This is a genomic window from Roseomonas sp. FDAARGOS_362 (assembly GCF_002754815.1).
Taxonomy (GTDB): Bacteria; Pseudomonadota; Alphaproteobacteria; order Acetobacterales; family Acetobacteraceae; genus Roseomonas; species Roseomonas mucosa.
Genome location: NZ_CP024588.1, coordinates 2,995,773 through 3,018,265 on the forward strand (window position 1 = coordinate 2,995,773; position 22,493 = coordinate 3,018,265).

20 protein-coding genes are annotated in these 22,493 nt (G+C 70.9%); 10 read left to right on the top strand and 10 right to left on the bottom strand.

Features of this window, described 5'->3' with window-relative positions; translation table 11 throughout:
* Positions 1–278: 278 nt before the first annotated feature.
* The 4 genes from hemJ to nfi are packed head-to-tail and all read right to left on the bottom strand — an operon-like array spanning position 279 to position 3,371.
* On the bottom strand, positions 279–734 hold the full coding sequence (hemJ, locus tag CTJ15_RS18305) for a protoporphyrinogen oxidase HemJ (protein WP_019462411.1): 456 nt from the start codon (positions 732–734) through the stop codon (positions 279–281).
* Positions 734–1,399 (bottom strand): HAD family phosphatase, encoded by a 666-nt coding sequence (locus tag CTJ15_RS18310; protein WP_075822259.1) that lies wholly within the window; start codon positions 1,397–1,399, stop codon positions 734–736. Before CTJ15_RS18310 ends, hemJ begins: the two co-directional genes overlap by 1 nt.
* Positions 1,400–1,432: 33 nt before the next feature.
* On the bottom strand, positions 1,433–2,596 hold the full coding sequence (gene hemH, locus CTJ15_RS18315) for a ferrochelatase (RefSeq protein WP_083755469.1): 1,164 nt from the start codon (positions 2,594–2,596) through the stop codon (positions 1,433–1,435).
* Between the two features lie 34 nt (positions 2,597–2,630).
* Positions 2,631–3,371, bottom strand: a complete 741-nt coding sequence (nfi, locus tag CTJ15_RS18320; protein WP_075822257.1) for a deoxyribonuclease V — start codon at positions 3,369–3,371, stop codon at positions 2,631–2,633.
* A 119-nt stretch (positions 3,372–3,490) separates the two neighbouring features.
* Here nfi and CTJ15_RS18325 point away from each other — a divergent pair, with 119 nt between their 5' ends.
* Entirely contained in the window at positions 3,491–4,087 is a 597-nt protein-coding gene (locus tag CTJ15_RS18325) for a 3'-5' exonuclease (protein WP_019462407.1), read from the top strand.
* Between the two features lie 49 nt (positions 4,088–4,136).
* Here CTJ15_RS18325 and ggt read toward each other — a convergent pair whose 3' ends face one another.
* The 5 genes from ggt to CTJ15_RS18350 form a co-directional block, all read right to left on the bottom strand.
* Positions 4,137–5,744 (bottom strand): gamma-glutamyltransferase, encoded by a 1,608-nt coding sequence (gene ggt / locus CTJ15_RS18330; RefSeq protein WP_019462406.1) that lies wholly within the window; start codon positions 5,742–5,744, stop codon positions 4,137–4,139.
* Between the two features lie 67 nt (positions 5,745–5,811).
* Complete coding sequence (locus CTJ15_RS18335) at positions 5,812–6,705, bottom strand: ABC transporter permease (protein WP_019462405.1); 894 nt, start codon at positions 6,703–6,705, stop codon at positions 5,812–5,814.
* A 7-nt stretch (positions 6,706–6,712) separates the two neighbouring features.
* The gene (locus CTJ15_RS18340; RefSeq protein ID WP_193009617.1) at positions 6,713–7,759 is read right to left on the bottom strand and encodes a PotD/PotF family extracellular solute-binding protein; all 1,047 of its coding nucleotides are present in this window, start codon (positions 7,757–7,759) and stop codon (positions 6,713–6,715) included.
* A complete protein-coding gene (locus CTJ15_RS18345) occupies positions 7,752–8,870 on the bottom strand; it encodes an ABC transporter ATP-binding protein (RefSeq protein ID WP_075822254.1) in 1,119 nt (372 codons plus the stop codon). Before CTJ15_RS18345 ends, CTJ15_RS18340 begins: the two co-directional genes overlap by 8 nt.
* Positions 8,867–9,697: an ABC transporter permease gene (locus CTJ15_RS18350; protein WP_126281913.1), complete on the bottom strand. Its 831-nt coding sequence runs from the start codon at positions 9,695–9,697 to the stop codon at positions 8,867–8,869. The genes CTJ15_RS18345 and CTJ15_RS18350 overlap by 4 nt, the downstream gene beginning before the upstream one ends.
* 278 nt (positions 9,698–9,975) lie before the next feature.
* Here CTJ15_RS18350 and CTJ15_RS18355 point away from each other — a divergent pair, with 278 nt between their 5' ends.
* Together CTJ15_RS18355 and CTJ15_RS18360 are read left to right on the top strand one after the other, a co-directional pair.
* A complete protein-coding gene (locus CTJ15_RS18355) occupies positions 9,976–11,193 on the top strand; it encodes a Xaa-Pro peptidase family protein (protein WP_099781812.1) in 1,218 nt (405 codons plus the stop codon).
* Positions 11,190–12,419, top strand: a complete 1,230-nt coding sequence (locus CTJ15_RS18360) for an amidohydrolase family protein (protein WP_019462400.1) — start codon at positions 11,190–11,192, stop codon at positions 12,417–12,419. The genes CTJ15_RS18355 and CTJ15_RS18360 overlap by 4 nt, the downstream gene beginning before the upstream one ends.
* Positions 12,420–12,800: 381 nt before the next feature.
* Here the strand turns inward: CTJ15_RS18360 and CTJ15_RS18365 are convergent, their stop codons facing one another.
* Positions 12,801–14,027 carry an amidohydrolase family protein gene (locus CTJ15_RS18365; protein WP_026033442.1) on the bottom strand — a complete coding sequence of 409 codons (1,227 nt, stop codon included), beginning with the start codon at positions 14,025–14,027 and terminating at the stop codon, positions 12,801–12,803.
* A 303-nt stretch (positions 14,028–14,330) separates the two neighbouring features.
* Here CTJ15_RS18365 and CTJ15_RS18370 point away from each other — a divergent pair, with 303 nt between their 5' ends.
* From CTJ15_RS18370 to paoC, 7 genes are all read left to right on the top strand, one after another.
* Positions 14,331–14,786, top strand: a complete 456-nt coding sequence (locus tag CTJ15_RS18370; protein ID WP_019462486.1) for an Lrp/AsnC ligand binding domain-containing protein — start codon at positions 14,331–14,333, stop codon at positions 14,784–14,786.
* 110 nt (positions 14,787–14,896) lie between these two features.
* Positions 14,897–16,147 (top strand): MFS transporter, encoded by a 1,251-nt coding sequence (locus CTJ15_RS18375; RefSeq protein WP_099782207.1) that lies wholly within the window; start codon positions 14,897–14,899, stop codon positions 16,145–16,147.
* Positions 16,148–16,360: 213 nt separating this feature from the next.
* Positions 16,361–17,422 carry a dTDP-glucose 4,6-dehydratase gene (rfbB, locus tag CTJ15_RS18380; RefSeq protein ID WP_075822262.1) on the top strand — a complete coding sequence of 354 codons (1,062 nt, stop codon included), beginning with the start codon at positions 16,361–16,363 and terminating at the stop codon, positions 17,420–17,422.
* A gap of 69 nt (positions 17,423–17,491) precedes the next feature.
* A complete protein-coding gene (gene rfbA / locus CTJ15_RS18385; protein ID WP_019462483.1) occupies positions 17,492–18,361 on the top strand; it encodes a glucose-1-phosphate thymidylyltransferase RfbA in 870 nt (289 codons plus the stop codon).
* Between the two features lie 232 nt (positions 18,362–18,593).
* The gene (gene paoA / locus CTJ15_RS18390) at positions 18,594–19,229 is read left to right on the top strand and encodes an aldehyde dehydrogenase iron-sulfur subunit PaoA (protein WP_019462482.1); all 636 of its coding nucleotides are present in this window, start codon (positions 18,594–18,596) and stop codon (positions 19,227–19,229) included.
* Positions 19,226–20,176, top strand: a complete 951-nt coding sequence (locus CTJ15_RS18395; RefSeq protein ID WP_019462481.1) for a xanthine dehydrogenase family protein subunit M — start codon at positions 19,226–19,228, stop codon at positions 20,174–20,176. Before paoA ends, CTJ15_RS18395 begins: the two co-directional genes overlap by 4 nt.
* Positions 20,177–20,179: 3 nt before the next feature.
* Complete coding sequence (gene paoC / locus CTJ15_RS18400; protein ID WP_019462480.1) at positions 20,180–22,378, top strand: aldehyde oxidoreductase molybdenum-binding subunit PaoC; 2,199 nt, start codon at positions 20,180–20,182, stop codon at positions 22,376–22,378.
* The last annotated feature ends 115 nt before the right edge of the window (positions 22,379–22,493 follow it).

The following is a 22,493-nucleotide window of genomic DNA, read 5'->3' on the forward strand; positions in this document are numbered from 1 at the left end:
CTGCCTGGGTATCATGGAGTTGCGGCAGATCGGCCACAACCGTCATGGCCAACTGTGGCATTTTTGCCGCGCACGGCCCCTGTGCACGGCAACCGAGGCTCGGACGCGCGGCATTCCGCAATATAAACCGCGCGGTTGCGCCCCCTGTTCCCACAGGAACGTGGCTGGGGTCTTGCGCGCCTTCGCCCCTTGCGCCGTGGCGGCGGTAAAACGCGTCATCACATTCCCGCGACTTCATGCGGGCCAGGCAAAGCCGGCCGCCATGGCCGCCGCCGGGGTCAGAAGGGCTTCACGATCACCATGATCACGATCAGCACCAGCAGGAGCGTCGGCACCTCGTTGACCACCCGCCAGAAGGTCGCCGAATGGCGGCGCTCATCGGCCAGGAAGTGCTTGCGCTGGGTGGCGAGGTAGCCGTGCAGGACGGTCATGGCCAGGAAGCCGAACATCTTCCCGTGCCACCAGCCCGCGCTCCAGTCCACGACGCCCGGGGTCATCACCAGGGTCAGGCCGAAGATCCAGGCGGCGATCATCGCCGGGTTGATGATGCCGCGCAGCAGGCGACGCTCCATCACCTTGAAGGTCTCGCTCATCGGCGAGCCCGGCGCGGTCTCGCTGTGATACACGTAGAGGCGCGGCAGGTAGAACATGCCGGCCATCCAGGCGAAGACCGAGATCAGGTGCAGCGCCTTGGTCCAGGGATAGAGCAGGCCCAGGTCCAGGAAGCTCCCCATCACGCCGCCTCCTCGTCCAGCCCGAGCAGGCCGGGCAGTTCCGACAGATCCCCGAACAGGGCGGAAACGCCCACGGCGCGCAGCGCCTCCGGCTCCGTCCTGCGGCAGAAGCCCAGAACCCGGCAGCCCGCTGCCACCCCGGCACGGGCACCGGTCGGGCTGTCCTCGACCACCGCGCAGTCCCCCGGCGCCGCGCCGCAGGCCGCCGCCGCGGCGAGGTAGATGTCCGGATGCGGCTTGGGACGCGCCACATCCTCGAAGGAGAAGATCCGGTCGCCGAAATACGGCGCGAAGCCCAGCCGGCCGAGCTTGGCGGAGAGTTCGAGCCGGGAGGAGTTGGAGGCCAGGGCGAGGGGCAGGGGGGAGCGGCGCAGCCGTTGCAGCAGGGCCTCGGCCCCCGGCACGGGTGGCACCTCCCGCGCCATGGTTTCCGTCACCTTACGCTTGAGCTGCTCCGTCCAGTCCGGCGGCAGATGGCCGAGCTTCGCCTTCACCACCGGCGCCATGTCCGGCAGCGCCATGCCGAGGAAGACGGCGCCCGATTCCTCCGGCGTCAACGCCCATCCACGCGCCGTCAGGTCCTCCGCCAGCACCCGGTCCACCAGGTGCTCGCTGTCGGCCAGGACGCCGTCGCAGTCGAACAGGACCGCCTTGAAACCCCTCATGCCTCGCTCCGTCTTGCCGCCGTTCCCCGATGCCTACTGGACACGGGCCGGCCGGTCGATGCCCGCCCCGCGCGCCCGCCGGGCCGGCACGGTCTCGCGCCGCCCGCCGTGGCTTCCCGTGAGGGAAGCCTGGGCGGCCCGGGCATGCGGACAGTCGGACTGGGCCTTGGGACATTGCCGCCCGCCCGCCCAGGAGCAGAGCCGGCGCCCCGAATCCCGCGCCTGCCGCACCAGCCCCGCCAGGGCGGCGATGAAGTCCGGATCGGCGTTCTGGGCCGGCACCCGGAAGTAGCCGGGCACGCCCTCCTTGTCCGCGAGGTCGCGGTATTCCATGTCGAGCTCCACCAGGGTCTCGGAATGTTCCGAGACGAAGGCGATGGGGCAGACCAGCACCGCCACGCGGTCCCTGGCCGCCTGCCCGATCGCCTCCTCGGTGGAAGGGCCGATCCATGTCTGCGGCGTGGCGCGGGACTGGTAGCAGACCCGGTGCTCCGCGCCCGGCAGGCCGAGCCGGGCCATCACCGCCTCGACGCTGCGCTCCACCTGCCACTGGTAGGGATCGCCCCGCTTCACGATGCTTTCCGGCAGGCCATGGGCCGAGAAGAGGATCCGCAGCGGCACGTCCGGCGCCAGGGCCTCCCGCGCCGCCTCCCAGGCCCGGCGCAGGATGGCGGCGGTGCTGGCGGCGAAACCCGGGTCGGAATGCCAGCAGCACAGCGCCGTGGCCGGCACCCGCAGCCCGGCGGCGGCGCAGGCGGCCTGCCAGTCGTCCAGGCTGCTGCCGGTCGTGGTGGTGCTGTACTGGGGGTAGAGCGGCAGCAGCACGGCCTCGTCCGGCTCCCAGGCCGCGACCTCGGCCACTGTCTCCGCCGAGAAGGGGTGCCAGTAGCGCATGGCGACGAAGCAGCGGGCCTCGAACTCCCCGGACAGCGCCGCCTCCAGCGCATCGGCCTGCTGCCGGGTCAGCTCCAGCAGCGGCGAGCGGCCACCCAGCAGGGCATAGTTCTCCGTGGCCGGCTTCAGCCGCCGCCCGGCGATGAAGCGCCCCAGCGCGCCGCGCAGGAAGGCGGGCACGCGCAGGATGGCAGGGTCGGTGAAGAGGTTGACGAGGAAGGGCTTGATGGCCCCGGGCGAATCTGGCCCGCCGAGGTTGAACAGCACCACGGCGAGGCGGGGTCTGTGGGAGGGAGCGCTCATGGCTGGCCGGGAGATGACACGGGACCGGCGAAGGTCAAGTGGCGCGTCCCTCCGTTGCCGGTCCGGGCTTTTCCGCATGCATCCCCAGGGCGAGGCGTGCCGCGTTCGCCGCCAGGTGGGCCTGCCGTGTCGCTTCCGGCAGGCGGTAGCCGCGCAGCCCGCGCTGCACCCATTCCACCGCGCTGCCGAGCGAGATCCGGTGCCCCACGGAGACATAGACGGGGTTGGAGCGTCGGCGTGTCCGCAGCACCACGGCCAGCACCTGCCCCTCATGGACGAGGTTGACCCGGTCGCCCGGCTCCGGCCCCAGCTCCCCGTCCGGGTGGCCGAAGAGGCGCGACTTCGCCACGCCGATCGTGGGCACGTCCAGCGCCACGCCGAGATGGCAGGCGACGCCGAGCCCGCGGGGGTGGCTGGCGCCGTGCCCGTCCACCATCACCAGATCGGGCTTCCGCTCCAGCCGCCGCCAGGCCTCCACCAGCACCGGCACCTCGCGGAAGCCCAGGAAGCCCGGCACATAGGGCATGGGCGCGCGCAGCACCGCCGCCTGGCTTTCCACCCCGGTGCCCTCCCCGGCCGGATCGAGCGTGACCAGCGCCGCGAAGATCCTCTGCGCCGGATCGAAGCGGTCCAGGCTGGTATCCGCCCCGCCCAGCCGCTGGACGGGGCCGAAGGCATCCTCCCGCACCACCCGCGCCGCCATCTCCCGCTGCACCTGCCGTGCGCGGGCCAGATCCGGCGGGTGGAGCCAGTCCTCCGGGATATCCTGGTGCATTCCCGTGCGCTTCCTCTCCTGCTGCTTCCTGTGAAACAGGCGGGACGCCCGCCGGTTGGGCCGGATCGGGCGGCTCCCGGCCTTACCGGAGCGCGCCGGGCTGTCCTAGGATGGCGGGGATGATGGACCTCGCCACGAAACCCGCCCCGTCGCACCCCGTGCTTTCCCTGCAGAGCGATGTGGTCGTCTTCGATACCGAGACCACCGGCTGCACCATCGGCGACCGGGTCGTTTCCCTTGGCGCGGTCCGGCTTGATCCCGCCCTGGACGTGGTGGCCACGCTGCACCTCGTCTTCGCGCCGGGCCGCCGCTGCCACCCGGGCGCGGTCCGGGTGCATGGCTTGACCGACCGCTTCCTGGCCCGCCAGCCGGCCTTCGAGGCCCATGCCGGGGAGGTCTCGGCCTTCTTCGAGGGCGCCGCGGCCTGCGCGCACAACCTCGCCTTCGACCGCCGCATGCTGGGCGGGGAATTCGACCGGCTGGGCCTCGCCCGGCCCTGGCGGGGGGAATACTGCACCCTGCGTGCCTGGCGTCTCTACCGCCCCGGCCAGCGCGCCGGGCTGGACGCCGCCTCGGCCGCCCTGGGCCTCGCGCGGGAAAGCGACCGGCACGGGGCGCTGGAGGATGCCTGCCTCGCCAGCCAGCTCCTCCGCGCCCTGCACGGCCTGCCCCCCGGCCGCATGACCCTGCACGATCCGACGAACCTGCGGGCCTGAACCCCCGGGGCGTCGCGACGCCGGAGGTGAGGCCCGGGCAGCGGCCGTGTCAGGCGGACATGGCCATGCCGTCCCGCTGCGGGTCGGCGCCGCCGCTGCACCGGCCGTCGCGGATCAGCAGCCCGTGCGGCGCCCCGAAGGCATGGCTCTGGTAGGAGCGGGCGACCGGGTAGCCCAGGGCCTCCAGCGCCGCCTGGGTGGCGTGGGGAATGCGGTTGCAGACGTCGATCGTGTCGCTCAGCGCCACGATGCGCGGCGCCGCCACCGCCTCGGCCATGCCCATGCCGAAATCCACCACGTTCATGATCGCCTGGGCGATGGCCGGCACGATGAAGGTGCCGCCGGGCGCGGCGATCACCATCTCCGGCCGGCCGTCGCGGAACAGGATGGTCGGCGCCATGGCGCTGGCCCGGCTCTTGCCCGGCGCGATGGAGGCGGCGCGGCCCGGGCGCGGGTCGAAGCCGCTCATGCAGCCATTGTACATGAAGCCCAGCCCCTCGGTGATGACGCCGGAGGGATTGCCCAGCGTATGCGTCAGGGCGACGGCGTTGCCATCGCCGTCGATGACGCAGGCCACGGTGGTATCGGGTGGGTCGGCCGCCTTCTCGGCCCGCGGCACGTGCGCGCGGGCGCCGGAGCGGATACGGTCCGCCAGCATCGCCGCATGGTCGCGGGACAACAGCATCCCCAGCGGCACATCGACGAAATCCGGGTCGCCCATATGGGCGTCCTTGTCGATGGTCATCCACTTCATCGCCTCGGCCAGCAGGCGCAGGTGCTCCGGGCTGCCGTGTTCCAGCGCGCCCAGATCGAAATGCCCCAGGATCTGCAGCAGCCCGATCAGCGAGGCGCCGCCGGAGGGCGGCGGATTGGCGGCGACCCGCAGGCCACGGTAATCGCCCCAGACCACCTGCTTCTCCCGCACCTGATAGCTCGTGAAGTCCTGCATGCCGAGCAGGCCGCCACGCTCCTGCATGTCGGCCGCCATCGCATGGGCCATGTCGCCGCGGTAGAAGACCTCGGCGCCGCCCTCGGCGATCCGTTCCAGGCTGCGCGCCATGTCCGGGTTGTCGAGGATCTCGCCCGGCCGCTTCAGCCGCCCGTCGGGGCGGAAATAGACGCGCTGCCCGGTTTCGCTGAAGCGGAGCTTGTCCTCCATGTTCACCTGGCCGTCGCTGCCATGGTCGATGGTCCAGTAATGGTGGACATAGGGCCGGATCATCACGCCGCGCCGGGCCTGGGCGATGGCGGGGGCCATCACCGCCTTCAGCGGCATGGTGCCGAAGCGCGCCAGGGCGGTGGTGTAGCCGGCCACGTTGCCCGGCGCGCCGATGGCGCCGGGGCCGATGTCGTTGCTCCGGTCGGAGAGCAGGAAGACGAAGCCGTCGCGCGACTGGCCGACGAAGCGGTCCGCCCACATGCCCGGCGTGGCGGCGAGCGGCGCGCGGGCGAAGAATTCCAGCACGCTGTGCTCGCCACGCTTCGGCATGCAGACCTGCATGGCGCCGAAGCCGCCGATGCCGCACATCTGCGGGTCCACCACGCCCTGGCTGAAGGCGCAGGCGATGGCGGCATCCACCGCGTTGCCGCCCTGGCGCAGGATCTCCACCCCCGCCTCCACCGCCTCGGGCTGTGGTGCCACGACCATGCCGCGCATGTGGTGTCCTCCTGTCTTCCGTGTTTCCGTCAGGGGAGGGAGGCGGGGATCGTCCCCCGCCTTCCGGTCAGATCCGGTAGCGGCGGGGGATCAGCAGGCTGCCGAAGGTGGTGAGCAGCAGCGTCGTGGCCATCAGGACCAGCGCGAGCGCCGAGGCGAAGGGCCAGTTGTTGTTGGTGCTGAATTCCCAGTACAGGATCGGCGCCATCATCTGGAAGCGCGGCCCGCCCAGCAGGAAGGGCGTGGCATAGGCGTTCATCGCCAGGATGAAGCAGAGGATGCAGGCCGTCGCCGTGCCGGGCAGGGCCAGCGGCCAGACCACGCGCCAGAAGCGGCGGTCGGGCGCCGCGCCCAGGCTCTGCGCCGCTTCCTCGATGCGGGGGTCGATGGTCTCCACCGCGCTCTGGATCGTCAGCACCACGAAGGGCAGGTTGATCGAGACGATGCCCAGCACCACGGCGGTGGAGGTGTACATCAGCTCCAGCCCTTCCCCCGTCAGGGCGCGCCAGACGTTGTCGATGATCCCGCCATGGGCGAAAAGGATCATCCAGCCCACCATCCGCACCGTGCTGCCGACAAAGAGCGGCAGCACCAGCGCCAGCATGAACAGCCCCTTCCACCGGCTCTGCGAGCGTGCCAGCCGGTAGGCGATGGGCATGCCGAGGACCAGGCAGAGCAGGGTGGAGGCGACGGCGACCAGCAGGGTGGTGCGCAGCACGCCGAGGTAGAAGGGGTCCGAGACGAAGCGGATGTAGTTCTCCGCCGTGACCATCTCGATCATCAGCTCGGTCGGGTCGTAGCGGTTGAGGCTGAAGCGCAGCAGCAGGAGCAGCGGCAGCAGCAGCATCACCAGCACGAGCAGCGTGGCCGGCGCCAGGAAGAGGGAGGCCGGCGCGGCCTGCCCCCTGTCCCGGTACGCGGCGGGGCGCGCCAGGGCCGCGGCGGTCGCGGTGTCGGACATGTCCGCTTCAGGCTCCGGCGATGTTCTTCTTCCACCACTCCGAGGTCGCGCTCTGCAGCTTGCCCAGCACGCTGTAGTCGGGTGGCAGCATCTTCACGTCGGCGGGCAGGGCGAGCTGCTCGCCCACCTTGCCGGTCAGCGGGCAGTTGTCCACCGTCGGCAGGTAGCCCATCTTCGCCGCGAATTCCGCCTGGGCGGAGGGCTCCAGCATCGCGTTCAGGTACTTGTAGGCCGTCTCCTTGTTCGGCGCGTTCCTCGGGATGAGCATGCCGGAGACGTAGAGGATATTGCCCTCCCTGGGGAAGGAGGCCTTCACCGGGATGCCGGCATTCTGCCACATGATCACGCGCGCCAGCCAGATGATGCCGACATCGATCTCGCCCGACTTGATACCGGCGCCGATGGAATCGGTCGAGGGATAGAGGCGCAGCCCGTTGGCGTTCAGCTTGCCCATCATGTCGCGGGCGGCATCGGTATCGACCTTGTTCAGGTCGCCCGTGGCGGCCTGCGCCGCCGCCATCATCACGTAGAAGTAGTTGCCGTTCCCCAGCCCGACGCGGCCCTTGTACTTCGGGTCCAGCAGGTCCTTGAAGCTGGTGGGCGGGCTGCTGACCTTCTCGGGGTTATAGATCAGCACCTGCGGGCTGTAGATGTGCGGCGCATAGGCGTCGTTGCGCAGATGCGGCAGCACATGCGCGAGGTTCGGCACCTTCTTCTCGTCGATCGGCTCGGCAAGGCCGGCGGCCGAGACCTCGTAGCCGCGGTTGGCCTGGGCGCAGGCCACGTCCACCGCGCCGCGCGGCAGGCGCCGCTGCGCGTAGAGCTTGGCGATGCGCGGGTCCTCGTCGCCGAGATCCTGCACCACGGTGATGCCCTTGGGCACCAGCAGGGGTTCCTCCACATTGGCGCGCAGCAGGTTGGCGTAGTCGCCGCCCCAGGTGCCGATCACCATCTGCTCCGCCGCGCGGGCGGGGCGGATGAAGGGCAGGCTCAGCGCGCCGGCGGCACCGGTCAGAACGAGGCGGCGGCCGGGGGTCAGGATCGTGTCAGGCATTCGCGTTCCACCTTGTTTCGGCAGTTTCTGGGATTTGCGAGGGCAGCGGCGCCCCCTTGGCATCGAAGAGGCGCTCGGCCGCGTGGTCCCAGCCCAGGGTCACGGCCGTCCCCGCCGCATGGAGCCGCCCGGGCTGGCTGGTGGGGTCGCGCACCAGGACCCGCGCCCCGGTGCCGAGGCGGACCAGATGCTCCCGCACCGGCCCGAGATAGTTCGCCAGCTCCACCACGCCCCGCGCCTCGCCCGCGCCGCCCTCTCCGCCTTCGCGGATCGACAGGCGCTCCGGCCGCAGGGCCAGGGTGCAGGCGCCGGAACCGGCATAGCGGCCGGCGAGGCGCAGCGCCGCGCCCTCCGCCTCCATCACGCTGCCGGAGGCGCCGAGGCGGCCTTCCAGCATGTTGCTGCGGCCGATGAAGCCGGCGACGAAGGGAGTGGCCGGACGCTCGTAGAGATCCTCCTGCGTACCCGTCTGCTGCACCTTGCCGTCCTTCATCACCACCAGCCGGTCGGCCATCGCCATGGCCTCGTCCTGGTCATGCGTGACCATGATGGTGGTGAGGTTGGACTCCCGTTGCAGCAGGCGGATGTCGCGCCCGACATCGCCACGCAGCGCGGCGTCGAGGTTGGAGAGCGGCTCGTCCAGCAGCAGCACGCGCGGCTGGATGGCCAGCGCCCGGGCCAGCGCCACGCGCTGCTGCTGCCCGCCGGAAAGCTGGCGCGGCAGGCGGCCCGCCAGCTCCTCCAGCCGGGCGAGGCCGAGCATCCGCTCCACCCGCGCCTTGCGCTCCGCCGCCGGCACGCCGCGCATCTCCAGCCCGAAGGCGATGTTGCGCGCCACGGTCAGGTGCGGAAAGAGCGCGTAGCTCTGGAAGACGATGCCCATCTCCCGCCGGTGCGGCGGCAGCGCCAGGATGCTCTGCCCGTCCACGCGCACATCGCCGCCGCTGGCCCGGATGAAGCCCGCCACCATGCGCAGCGTCGTGGTCTTGCCGCAGCCGGAGGGGCCGAGCAGCACCACCATCTCCCCCTGCGGGATGTCGAGGCTGACCTCGTCCACCGCCACGGTGGGGCCGTAGTGCTTGCTCAGCCGGTCGAGGGTCAGCCGGCTCATGCGACCACCCGCGACAGGCGCACATGGCGGTCGAGCACGGCGAGCGCGACGCCCACCAGCACCACCTGCGCCACCGCCACGGCGGCCACCAGCGGGTCGAGCCGGTATTGCAGGTATTGCAGCACGGAGATGGGCAGGGTGGTCATGCCGGGCGCGATCAGGAACAGCGTCATCTCCAGGTTCTCGAAGGACACGATGAAGGCGAAGAGCGCGCCGGCGACGATGCCGCTGCGCATGGCGGGCAGGGTGACGCGCCAGACCACCAGGAAGGGCCGCGCCCCCAGGCTGGCCGCCGCCTCCTCCGCCGAACGGTCGTGGTTGGCGAGCGAGGCCAGGCAGAGCCGCACCACCCAGGGCAGGGCGATCAGCACATGGGCGGCGACCATCAGCCAGACCGAGCCGCTGACCGCCACCTGCGTCCGTTCCTCGAACAGGATCGCCAGCACATAGATGCCGAGGCCGATGGCGATGCCCGGCATGGTGAGCGGCGCAAGCAGCAGGGTGGAGACCAGCGAGCGGCCGCGGAAGCTGTAGCGCGACAGGCCGATTCCCGCCGGCACGCCGATCAGCAGGCTGATCGCCACGGCGGCCAGCGCCACCATCAGGCTGGTCTGCAACGGACCGCCGAACTCCGGGATGATCCGCGCGTACCAGTGCAGCGTGTAGCCGCGCGGCGGGAAGGTGATCAGCGTCTCGTCGAAGACGCTCAGGTAGAGGGTGAGGACGAGCGGCACGAAGATCAGCGCGAGGCCGGCCGCCGTCAGCGCGGCCACCAGCCATCGTTGCAGGAGCTGCCCTGTGTCCGATGCGGGAACGGTCTGGCTCAAGGGTCTCGCCTCTGCACCCGTGCAAGGCAGAAGATCATCATCGCGCGCCTCATTCCTGTGCTTGTGGCACCCGTATCCCTGTCGCGCCTTCCGGCATGGCAGCCCATCCGCCGGAAAGAAGCAACGCCAAAGCCTTCGTGGAAACCCTGGCAAAAGCAATCACTGTGCCATGCGGTGCAGCATGGGCCCGGCCCGTTCCGCAGGCGCGTGCGAGGCGCTGGCGTCCCTGAATGCTTTCTCCTAGCGTCCTGCGCGCAAGGTTGGGAAAGGGGTCCGGGATGGTCGCGGGTGTGGGCGGATCGAGCTTCGAGGCGGAGCTGGCGCGTCTGGTGCCGATGGCGGAACAGGTCGCGCCGATCTCGACCGAAGAGCTGAGGGCCCGGGTGGCGAAGGCCCAGGCGCTGATGCGGGAACAGGGGATCGGCGCGCTCTACCTCGATACCTCCACGAACCTCGCCTACTTCACCGGCATCGGCCTGAAGCTGACTGAGCGGCTGCACGGCGCCATCATCCCGGCCGAGGGCGGGATCGCCTATCTCAGCCCCGCCTTCGAGGAGCCGAAGACGCGGGAATACATGCGCTTCGGCGACGATGTGCGCGTCTGGGAGGAGCACGAGGACCCGGCCGCGCTGGTGATCGAGACGGTGCGCGGCATGGGGCACGAGGGCGGCACCATCGCCATCGATCCGGCGACACCCTTCTTCACCGTGGACGGGCTGCGCCGCGCGGGAAACAGCTTCGGCTTCACCAGCGCGGCCACGATCACCGAGGCCTGCCGCCAGGTGAAGTCCCCGGCCGAGATCGCCATCATGCAGGCGGCCAACGACATCACGCTGGAGGTCCACAAGGCCACGGCGCGCGCGCTCTCCGTGGGGGTGGGCACGGCGGAGGTGAAGGCCTTCCTCGACGCGGCGCACCGCAGGCTGGGCGGCGTGCCGGCGGGCGGCGCCGCGCAGTTCGGCGAGGCCACGGCCTATCCGCATGGCGTGCCCTACGAGCAGGTGCTCCGGGACGGCGACATGGTCCTGGTCGATACCGGCTGCACCCTGCATGGCTACCGCTCCGACATCACCCGCACCTATGTCTTCGGCGAGCCCACGCCGCGCCAGCGCGAGATCTGGGAGCTGGAGCAGCGCGCCCAGCTCGCCGGCTTCGCCGCGGCGAAGCTCGGCGCGCCCTGCGAGGCGGTGGATGCCGGCGCGCGCGGCGTGATCGAGGCGGCGGGCTTCGGCCCCGGCTACAAGACTCCCGGCCTGCCGCACCGCACGGGCCACGGCATCGGGCTCGACGTGCACGAGGCCTCCTTCATGGTGCGCGGCAACCGCACGCCGCTGGAGGTGGGCATGTGCTTCTCCATCGAGCCGATGATGTGCCTCTATGGCGAGTTCGGCGTCCGGCTGGAGGACATCGCCTACATGACGGAAGGCGGGGCGCGCTGGTTCACCCGGCCCTGCCATTCGGTGGACGATCCCTTCGGCGTGGAGACCGCGCGATGAGCCTGTTCCTGTTCACCGGCGGCTGGATCCTCGATCCACGCGATGGAAGGCTGCGCGGTGGCGTCGAGGTGCTGGTCGAGGACAAGGAGATCCGCGAGGTATCCGACCGGCCCATCCAGAGCGAGGCGGCGACGCGCGTCCCGCTCGGCGGCCGCGTGCTGATGCCCGGGCTGATCGACGCGCATGTGCATGTGGTGGCGGCCATGGCCAACCTCGCCGCCAATGCGCTGCAGCCTTCCTCCCTCGCCGCCTTCCGCGCGGCGGCGGTGATGCGGGGCATGCTGATGCGCGGCTTCACCACCGTGCGCGACCTCGCGGGCGCCGATCGTGGCCTGGCCGATGCGCAGGCGATGGGGCTTTTCGACGGCCCGCGCCTGATCGTCTGCGGCAAGGCGCTGTCGCAGACCGGCGGCCACAGCGATGGCCGCGCCCGTTCCGACAACCGCGCGCCGCCGGAGCGCCGCGTCGGTACGATGGGGCGGCTGGTGGACGGCGTCGATGCGGTGCGCCGCGCGGCGCGCGAGGAGCTGCGCGAGGGCGCCGACTTCATCAAGGTGATGGCCAATGGCGGCGTCGCCTCGCCCACCGACCCGATCCACATGCTGCAGTTCTCGCGCGACGAGCTGAAGGCGGCGGTGGAGGAGGCGGAGAATTCCGGCACCTATGTCTCGGCGCATCTCTACACGGACGAGGCGATCCGCCGCGCCGTGGAATGCGGCGTGCGCTCGCTGGAACACTGCAACCTGATCCGCCCCGAGACGGCACGGCTGGCGGTGGAGCGCGGCTGCTACGCCGTGCCGACGCTGATCACCTACGAGATTCTGGCCACCGAGGGCGCGAAGTGGGGCCTTGGCCCCGACAGCGTGGCGAAGATCGAGACCGTCCGGCGCGGCGGCCTCGAATCCCTCGCTATCATGCGCGAGGCCGGGCTGGAGATGGCCTATGGCAGCGACCTGCTGGGCGAAATGCATGGCTACCAGTCCGGCGAGTTCGAGCTCCGCTCCCGCGTCCTGCCCGGCATCGAGGTGCTGCGTTCCGCCACCACCGTCGCGGCGAAGGTCTGCGGGCTGGAAGGCCGCGCCGGCATCATCGAGCCGGGGGCGGATGCCGACCTCCTCGTGGTGGAAGGCAACCCGCTGGAGGACTGGAGCCTGCTCGAAGGTCAGGGCAACCGCATCCCGGCGATCATGCAGGCGGGCCGCTTCGTGAAGCGGGAACTGGCCTGAGGCCTGCGCTTTATGTTCGGCGTTGCGCCGTCCCGGGTGAAAGGCGCTGCCTTTCCCCCGGACCCCCTATCCGCCAGGACGCTGCGCGCCCTGGACCCGATGAGTTGGTCCTTGCTGCCGCCGGATCGCGCCGGAGAGCCTGGCTCTCCGGCGGACTGCCGGTGCCACAGGCGCGGACAGGGTGCCTTTCTTCTTTCCGGGAGCCCCGCGTCTCCACCTGCTTCCAGGGATCAGGCGACAGGCTGACGACAACCACACAGAGCCAACGAAAGCCCGGGGTCCGGGGACCGGCTCCGGTCCCCGGCGGAGAGGGGGGCCGGGGCGAGAGGCAGCGCCTCTCCCCCGGCGGCCCGCCATGAAGAGCGCGACGCGACGGCCCGCTCAACCGCCCTTCATGAAGACGCCGCCCTTCAGGATCATCGGCATGTGCCGCCCCTGGAAGGTCAGCAGCGACAGGTCTTCCAGCGGATTGCCGTCCACCACGATCAGGTCGGCATGGGCACCGGCGGCGACGGTGCCGATCCGGCCTTCCATGCGGCAGAGCTTCGCGGCGATATGGGTGGCGGCGGCGATCACCATCTGCGGCGGCAGGACCTTGCCGCGGATCACGAACTCCTCCGACTGGTGACGGTGCATGGCGCCGAGCAGGTCGCTGCCATAGGCCATGGGCAGGCCCGCCGCCTGCATGCGGGCGAGGGATTCCATCCCGGCCAGGCGCACATCGTCCACCTTCGCCACGGCCTCGGCGCCGATGCCGAGCTCCTCGCCCTCGGAGGAGAGCTTGTCATAGGTGACCAGGGTCGGCACGGCGACGGCGCCCTGCTCCGCGGCGAAGCGCGCGGTGGCCTCGGTGATCAGGTTGCAGTGTTCCAGCGAATGGACGCCACATTCCACGGCGCGGCGGATGCCCTCGTCCGTGTAGAGATGCGCCGAGACATAGGTGCCGGCATTGCGCGCCTCCTCGACCGCAGCGCTGATCTCCTCGCGCGAGAAGCCCAGGAAATGGATCGGGTCGGTGGGCGAGGCGACGCCGCCATTGGCCATGATCTTCACGAAGCGGGCGCCGGACTTGATCTCCTCCCGCGCCGCGCGCCGCACCTCCGGCACGCCGTCGCAGAGCCGGCCCAGCGCGCCGAGCCGCGTGTTGAAGCGCGGCGGGGTGTTGTCGAAGGGGCCGCGGAAGTCGCAATGCCCCCCGCTCTGGCTCAGCGCCTTGCCGGAGATGACGAGTCGCGGCGCGGGGAAGAGCCCTTCCTCCACCGCCACGACCTGACCGTGATCGGCGCCGCCGACATCGCGCACGGTGGTGAAGCCGCGCATCAGCATCTGGTGCAGCAGGCGGATGGAACGCGCCATCACCAGCGAATCCGGCAGGGTGGCGCATTTGGCCAGGCTGGCATCGATGGCGTTGATATGGACGTGGCAGTCGATCAGCCCGGGCATCAGCACCTTGCCCGACAGGTCGATGGTGCTGGCGCCCTGCGGCGCGCGGGCGCTGGGCGAGACCTCGCGGATCAGGCCGTTCTCGATCACCACCCCTTGCGGGGCCGAGGGCTCCGGCGCGGTGCCATCGACGATCCGGGCATGGGCGAGGAAGAGGCTGGTCATGCTGTTCTCCATCTCGGGGCGCGGGCAGGGCGCCTTCCGCCGCGCCACCATGGCCGGGGTGGCGAGGCTAGTGCAGTTCCGCCGCGGGTGGGACCGCCCGGCGGCGTGGAAGCGCCGATGCAGGCTTCGTGCCGCCCGCTCCCCCCGGCGTTGCCACAGGCGCCGCACACCCCTCGCATGATCTCGCCTGGGACGAAGGGATTTCGGGCAAGGCGGGAAATATGGCCCGATCCTTCGGCCGGAGCGGCCGCTGTCCGGAGGATTGATGGTGCTATAAGGCGTTCCGCGAAAGGATCGTCAGCCATGGACGAGATCGACAAGCGCCTGCTGCGCCTGCTCCAGCGCGATGGGCGGATGACCAATGTGGAACTGGCCCGGCAGGCGCATCTCAGCCCGCCTGCCACGCATGAGCGCATCCGCCGCCTGCAGCAGGACGGCGTGATCGAGGGCTATTCGGTGCGGCTGAATGCCGGGAAGCTGCAGCGCGCACTGCTGATCTTCGTCGAGGTCACGCTGGACCGGACCAGCGCCCGCGTCTTCGAGGATTTCGGGGCCGCGGTGCGGCGGACGCCGGAAATCATGGAATGCCACATGGTGGCGGGCGGCTTCGACTACCTGATCAAGGTGCGGGTGCGCGACATGGCCGCCTACCGGCATTTCCTGGGCACGGTGCTGGTGGGACTGCCCGGCATCCGGCAGACGCACACCTACACGGTCATGGAGGAGGTGAAGAACACCACCGAATTCGCCATCGACTGACCGTCGCCCCGCCGCCCCCTCGCCAGGCTCCGCATCCTCGGATACCGGTGGTGAAAAGCCCGGCTCCGCGCCCGCAGGCGGAAGGGCCGGAACCCTGGGAGGCATGCCGCGTGACCGGCAAGACCGCGAACATCGCCCTGATCACCCTGGCGCAGGTGCTGGCGCTCTGCCTCTGGTTCTCCGGCACCGCCGCCGGGCCGGGCATGCTGCGGGAGGCGCAGGCGCTGGGCCTCGGGCTGGGGCCGGGCTTCCAGGCCTGGCTGACCGGCGCGGTGCAGGCGGGCTTCGTGCTGGGCACGCTGCTCAGCGCCTCGCTGGCCCTGCCGGACCGCACCGACCCGCGTCGCCTCTTCGCCGCCTGCGCCCTGCTCGGCGCCCTGGCCAATGCCGCCATCGCGCTCCTGCCGCTGGAGGCGTGGACCGCCATCGCCGCGCGCTTCGTCACCGGCCTGGCTTTGGCCGGGGTCTATCCGGTGGGCATGAAGCTCGCCATCGGCTGGGCGGACAAGGGCGATGCCGGGCTGCTGGTCGGGCTCCTGGTGGGCGGGCTGACCCTGGGCTCGGCCTCGCCGCATCTGGCGCTCGCCCTGACCGGCGCGGCGGGCGGGCCGGATGCCGCGCCGGACTGGAGGCTGGCGCTGGGCGCGGCCTCGCTCGCCGCCCTGCTCGCCGCCGCGCTGATCGGGCGGACCCGGCTCGGCCCGCGCCACGCGCCCGCGCCGCCCTTCCGTCCCGGCGCGGCGCTGCAGCTCTGGCGCAACCGGGGCACGCGGCTCGCGACGCTCGGCTATCTCGGCCATATGTGGGAGCTCTATGCCATGTGGGCCTGGGTCGGCCTCTATCTCAGCGCCAGCTTCGCCACCTGGCGCGGTGTTGAGCGGGTGGAGGCGGGCGAGGCCTCGTTGGCGACCTTCACGGTGATCGCGGTGGGGGCGCTCGGCTCCATCGGTGCCGGGCTGCTGGCGGACCGCTGGGGCCGGGTGCGGACCACGGTGACGGCCATGGCGGTCTCGGGCATCTGCTGCCTGCTGGCCGGTCCCGCCTTCGGGCTGCACCCGTTGTTGCCGATCGCCCTCTGCCTGGTCTGGGGCGTCGCGGTTGTGGCGGATTCCGCGCAGTTCTCGGCCAGCGTGGCGGAGCTTTCCGAGCCGGGGCTGACCGGCACCATGCTGACGGTGCAGAACTGCCTGGGCTTCGCGCTGACGCTGGTGACGATCCACCTCATGCCCTCGCTCGTCGCCTGGAGCGGCTGGGGCGGGGCCTTCGCCCTGCTGGCGGTGGGGCCGCTGCTGGGCTGCCTCGCTATGCTTCGCCTGGGCCGCAGCCCGCTGGCGGCGCGGCTGGCCGGCGGCCGCGGATAATGCGCCGGCCGCCGAGGCAGCTGCTGACGCAAGGATCTCGGGGTCCCGACCTTATGGGAATCCGCCTTCGGGCCGTGAGGCGGCGCCCGATAGACGCGGCAGGACGGTTCTGCTAGCGACCTGAGACGCGTTTCGGCATGTGGGACGGGCCTCGCCTCTCTGGCCATGCCGGGCGACGTGGCGCCGCACGGGTTGTGGAAGGACAGGGGCCCCTTGGCCAAGAAATTCCTTGTCACGGGCGGTGCGGGCTTCATCGGCTCGGCGGTGGCGCGGCGGCTGATTCGCGAGACGCCGCACCGCGTTCTGGTGGTGGACAAGCTGACCTATGCGGGCAACCTCGCCTCGCTGGCGCCGGTGGCCGGCGACCCACGCTTCGGCTTTTTGCGCGCCGATATCGCCGATGCCGCGGCGATGCGCGCGGCCATGGCGGAATTCCGCCCCGACGTGGTGATGCACCTGGCCGCCGAGAGCCATGTGGACCGTTCCATCGACGGGCCGGGGGAGTTCGTGCAGACCAACGTGGTCGGCACCTTCACCCTGCTGCAGGCGGCGCTGGAGCACTGGCGCGGGCTGCGGGGCGCGGAGCGGGACGGCTTTCGCTTCCACCATGTCTCGACCGACGAGGTCTTCGGCTCGCTGGGTGCGGAGGGGCTGTTCCGCGAGGACACGCCCTATGACCCGCGCTCGCCCTATTCGGCCTCCAAGGCGGCCTCGGACCATTTCGTGCGGGCTTGGCACCACACCTACGGCCTGCCGGTGGTGGTGACCAACTGCTCCAACAACTACGGCCCCTACCACTTCCCGGAGAAGCTGATCCCGCTCACCATCCTCAACGCGCTGGAGGGCCGGCCCCTGCCGGTCTATGGGCGTGGCGAGAACGTGCGGGACTGGCTCTATGTCGAGGACCATGCCGCGGCGCTGATCCTGGTGGCGGAGCAGGCGGCGGTGGGCGCGGGCTACAACATCGGCGGGCACAACGAGCGGCGGAACATCGACGTGGTGCGCGCCATCTGCGCCCTGCTGGACGAGATGGCGCCGAAGCTCGATGCGCCGCGCGAGAGCCTGATCACCTTCGTCGCCGACCGGCCGGGCCATGACCTGCGCTATGCCATCGATGCCGGGAAGATCGCGCGCGAACTGGGCTGGCGGCCGGCGGAGAGCTTCGGGAGCGGGCTGCGCCGCACGGTGCGCTGGTATCTCGACAACCGCGGCTGGTGGGAGGCCGTGCGCTCCGGCGCCTATCGCGGCGAGCGGCTGGGACTGGCGCGGGGCTGAAGGCAGGCCGTGATTCTGCCACAGGATGGCCCGCAGGATCGCGAAAGAACGGGAACGGGGATCACGGGCATGAAGGGCATCATCCTGGCGGGCGGCAGCGGCACGCGGCTGCATCCGATGACGCATGTCACGTCGAAGCAGCTCCTGCCCGTCTATGACAAGCCGATGATCTACTACCCCCTGACCACGCTGATGCTGGCCGGGGTGCGCGACATCCTGCTGATCTCCACCCCCGCCGACCTGCCGCGTTTCCGGGAGCTGCTGGGCGACGGCTCGGAATGGGGCATCCGCCTCACCTATGCCGAGCAGCCGAAGCCGGACGGGCTGGCCCAGGCCTATCTCATCGGCGCGGACTTCGTGGCGGGCGGGCCCTCCATGCTGATCCTGGGCGACAACATCTTCTATGGCGACGGGCTGCCCGCGATGCTGCAGCAGGCCAGCGCCCGCCTCGCCGGGGCCAATGTCTTCGCCTATCGCGTCAGCGACCCGGAGCGCTACGGCGTGGTGGAGTTCGACGCCCGCAACCGCGCCCTTTCCATCGAGGAGAAGCCCGCGAAGCCCCGCTCCAACTGGGCGGTCACCGGGCTCTATGTCTATGACGGCGACGTGGTGGAGATCGCGCGCGGGCTGAAGCCCTCGCCGCGCGGGGAGCTGGAGATCACCGACGTCAACCGCGCCTATCTGGAACGCGGGCGGCTGGAGGTGGAGCTGATGGGGCGCGGCTTCGCCTGGCTGGACACGGGCACGCCGGACACGCTGCTGGAGGCGGCGGAGTTCATGCGCGCTCTGGAGAAGCGCCAGGGCTTCAAGATCGCCTGCCCGGAGGAGGTCGCCTTCAACCTCGGCTGGATCGATGCCGGGCAGCTCCGCGCCCTGGGGCACCGGCTGGAGAAGAGCACCTACGGCCGCTACCTGCTGCGGATCGCCGACGGGGAATAGCAACCTTTCCATCGAAATCGCATCCGGGCCGCAGCCTTGCACGCCCGGCGGCGTTCTGCCTCGGTGTGGCCAGGCGGGGCATGCCATCGGGGGCATGCCGGCACGCCTTGCCATGCGGTGGCCCTGGTCACGGATGTTTGCCCGGCCATGACCTTGCCGGCGGCCGATCCGGCGTCACCTGCCCCGTTCCCGCATGGAGGTAAGGACGATGCCACCTCTTCATGACCCGCGTTTGCCGCGGCGCGGCCTGCTGATCGGCACGGCCGCCGTCTCGGCCGCAGGCATGGCGGCCGGACATGCGGCGCCGTCCCAGCCCGTTCCATCCGCCGCCTTCCCCCGGCATCCGGAGAACCCTGCCATGGCCAGCGTCTCTTTCACCGTCAATGGCGAGGCCCGGCAGGTCGAACTCGACACGCGGACGACACTGCTGGATGCGTTGCGCGAGCACCTGCACCTGACGGGCAGCAAGAAGGGATGCGACCACGGCCAGTGCGGCGCCTGCACGGTGCTGGTGGAGGGGCGGCGGATCAATGCCTGCCTGACGCTGGCCGTGATGCATGAGGGCGACAGCATCACCACGATCGAGGGGCTGGGATCGCCGGAAAGGCTGCACCCGATGCAGTCGGCCTTCGTCAGGCATGATGGCTACCAGTGCGGCTACTGCACCCCGGGGCAAATCTGCTCCTCGGTCGCGGTGCTGGAGGAGATCAAGGCGGGCATCCCCAGCCATGTGACTGGCGACCTCGGCGCGCCGCCGAAGCTGGGCGACGAGGAGATCCGTGAGCGGATGAGCGGCAATATCTGCCGCTGCGGCGCCTATTCCAACATCGTCGAGGCCATCACCGAGGTGGCGGGAGAGCGCACGTGAAGCCTTTCACCTATGAGCGGGCGGCGACCCCCGCCGCCGCGGCCGCCGCGGCGGCCGGCCATCCCGGGGCGAAGTTCATCGCCGGCGGCACCAACCTGCTCGACCTGATGAAGCTGCAGATCGAGACCCCGGCCCATCTGATCGACGTGAACCGCCTCGGCCTGGACCGGATCGAGCCGACGCCGGAAGGGGGCCTGCGCATCGGGGCGCTTGTGCGCAACACCGACCTGGCGGCGGATGCGCGGGTGCGGCGCGACTATGCCGTGCTGACCCGGGCGCTGGTCTCCGGGGCCTCGGGGCAGTTGCGCAACAAGGCCACCACGGCGGGCAACCTGCTCCAGCGCACGCGCTGCCCCTATTTCTACGACACCGACCAGCCCTGCAACAAACGTCACCCCGGCAGCGGCTGCTCCGCCATCGGCGGCTTCAGCCGCCACAACGCCGTGCTGGGCGTCAGCGATGCCTGCATCGCCACGCATCCGAGCGACATGGCGGTGGCCATGCGCGTGCTCGATGCCGTGGTGGAGACGGCGCGCCCCGACGGCTCCGCCCGGCAGATCCCCATCGCCGGTTTCCACCGCCTGCCCGGCGACACGCCGCAGGTCGAGACGGTGCTGGAGCCGGGCGAGCTGATCACCGCCGTGGTCCTGCCGCCGCCGGCGGGCGGGGTGCAGGTCTATCGCAAGGTGCGCGACCGCGCCTCCTATGCCTTCGCGCTGGTCTCGGTGGCGGCCATCGTGCAGCGTGACGGCAGCGGGCGCGTCGCGCTCGGCGGCGTGGCGCACAGGCCCTGGCGCGTCGAGGCGGCGGAGGCCGAACTGCCGCACGGCGCGAAGCGGGCCTCCGAGGCGCTGCTCGCCGGGGCCAGGACCACCCATGACAATGCCTTCAAGCTGCCGCTGGCGGAGCGCACGCTCGCCGCGGTGCTGGCGGAAGCGAGGGCCTGAACGATGCGCTTCGACACCCCGGCCACCACCAACCCGATCGACCAGCTCAAGGTCGTCGGCCAGCCGCTGGACCGCATCGACGGCCCGCTGAAGACCACCGGCCGTGCGCCCTATGCCTATGAGCACCACGACGTGGTGCCGGACCCGGCCTATGGCTATGTCGTGGGCAGCGCCATCGCCGCCGGCCGCATACGCGCCATGGACCTGTCGGCAGCGCGGGCCGCGCCGGGCGTGCTGGCCATCGTCACGCATGGGAATGCGGGGCGGCTCGGCAAGGGCGCCATGAACACCGCCCGCCTGCTGGGCGGGCCGGAGGTCGAGCACTACCACCAGGCCATCGCCCTGGTCGTGGCGGAAAGCTTCGAGCAGGCACGGGCCGCGGCGGCCCTGGTGCGGGTGGACTACGAGGTGTCGGAGGGGCATTTCGACCTCGCCGCCGCCAAGGCGGCCGGGATCGGCCCCTCGGAGGATTCCCCCGACAAGGCGGTGGGGGATTTCGCAAGCGCCTTTGCCGAGGCGCCCGTCCGGCTCGACGAGACCTACAGCACGCCGGACCAGTCGCACGCGATGATGGAGCCGCACGCCACCATCGCCGCCTGGGATGGGGACCACGTGGATGTCTGGCTGTCGAACCAGATGATCGCCTGGACCGCCGGCGACCTGGCCAAGACCCTCGGCATCCCGAAGGAGAAGGTGCGGCTGCGCTCGCCCTTCATCGGCGGTGGCTTCGGCGGCAAGCTCTTCCTGCGCGCCGACACGCTGCTGGCCGTGCTGGGGGCGCGGGAGGCGAAGCGGCCGGTGAAGGTGGCGCTGCAACGGCCGCTGGTTGCCAACAACACCACCCACCGGCCGGCGACCATCCAGCGCATCCGCATTGGCGCGGCGCGAGACGGGAAGATCACCGCCATCGGCCATGAAAGCTGGTCGGGCAACCTGCCGGACGGCAAGCCGGAGGAGGCGGTACAGCAGACGGAACTGCTCTATGCCGGCGCCAACCGGCTGACCGGGCTGCGGCTGGCGCGGCTCGACCTGCCGGAAGGCAATGCCATGCGCGCGCCCGGGGAGGCGCCCGGGCTGATGGCGCTGGAGATCGCCATGGACGAGATGGCGGAGAAGCTCGGCCTCGATCCCATCGAGTTCCGGATACGCAACGACACCCAGGTCGATCCGGCCGATCCCCACCGGCCCTTCTCGCAACGGCAGTTGGTCGAATGCCTGCGGCTGGGGGCGGAACGCTTCGGCTGGAACCGGCGCGACCCCCGGCCCGGGCAGCGGCGTGAGGGACGATGGCTGGTCGGGATGGGCGTGGCGGCCGGTTTCCGCAACAACCTGCTGACCAAGTCCGGCGCCCGCGTGCGGCTGGACCGCCAGGGCCGGGTGACGGTCGAGAGCGACATGACCGATATCGGCACGGGCAGCTACACCATCATGGCGCAGACCGCAGCCGAGATGATGGGGGTTCCGGTCGGCGAGGTGACGGTCCGCCTGGGCGATTCCAGCTTTCCGGTCTCGGCCGGCTCGGGCGGGCAGTGGGGCGCCAACAACGCCACGGCGGGTGTCTACGCCGCCTGCGTCAAGCTGCGGGAGGAAGTGGCGCGCAAAGCGGGCTTCAACACCGCGGAGGCTGTCTTCGCCGATGGCGCGGTGCGCGCGGGCAACCGCAGCGTGCCGCTGTCCGACGCGGCGCGGGATGGCGAACTGGTGGCCGAAGATGCGATCGAGTACGGCGATCTCGGCAAGCGCTACCAGCAATCGACCTTCGCCGGGCATTTCGTCGAGGTCGGCGTCGATGCCGTGACGGGCGAGACGCGCATCCGCCGGATGCTCGCGGTCTGCGCGGCGGGCCGTATCCTCAACCCGAAATCCGCCCGCTCCCAGGTGATCGGCGCCATGACCATGGGTGTGGGCGCGGCGCTGATGGAGGCGCTGGAGGTGGACAGGAGGCGCGGCTTCTTCGTCAACCACGACCTCGCCACCTATGAGGTGCCTGTCCATGCCGACATTCCGCACCAGGAGGTGGTCTTCCTGGACGAGGCCGACCCGATGTCCTCGCCCATGAAGGCCAAGGGCGTGGGCGAGCTCGGCCTCTGCGGCGTCGGCGCGGCGGTGGCCAATGCCATTCACAACGCCACCGGCATCCGCGTGCGCGACTATCCCATCACCCTCGACAAGCTGATCGAAAGGCTGCCTCAGCCCGCCTGATGTGAATGGCGCCGCCTGTGTCCGGCCCCTTCGGCAGCCATGTCGCCGGGCTGGGCGTCCTGCCGCACGCCGCCGGGGTAGCGCACGGCCGCCCCGCCGCCGTCGAGGCCCTGCA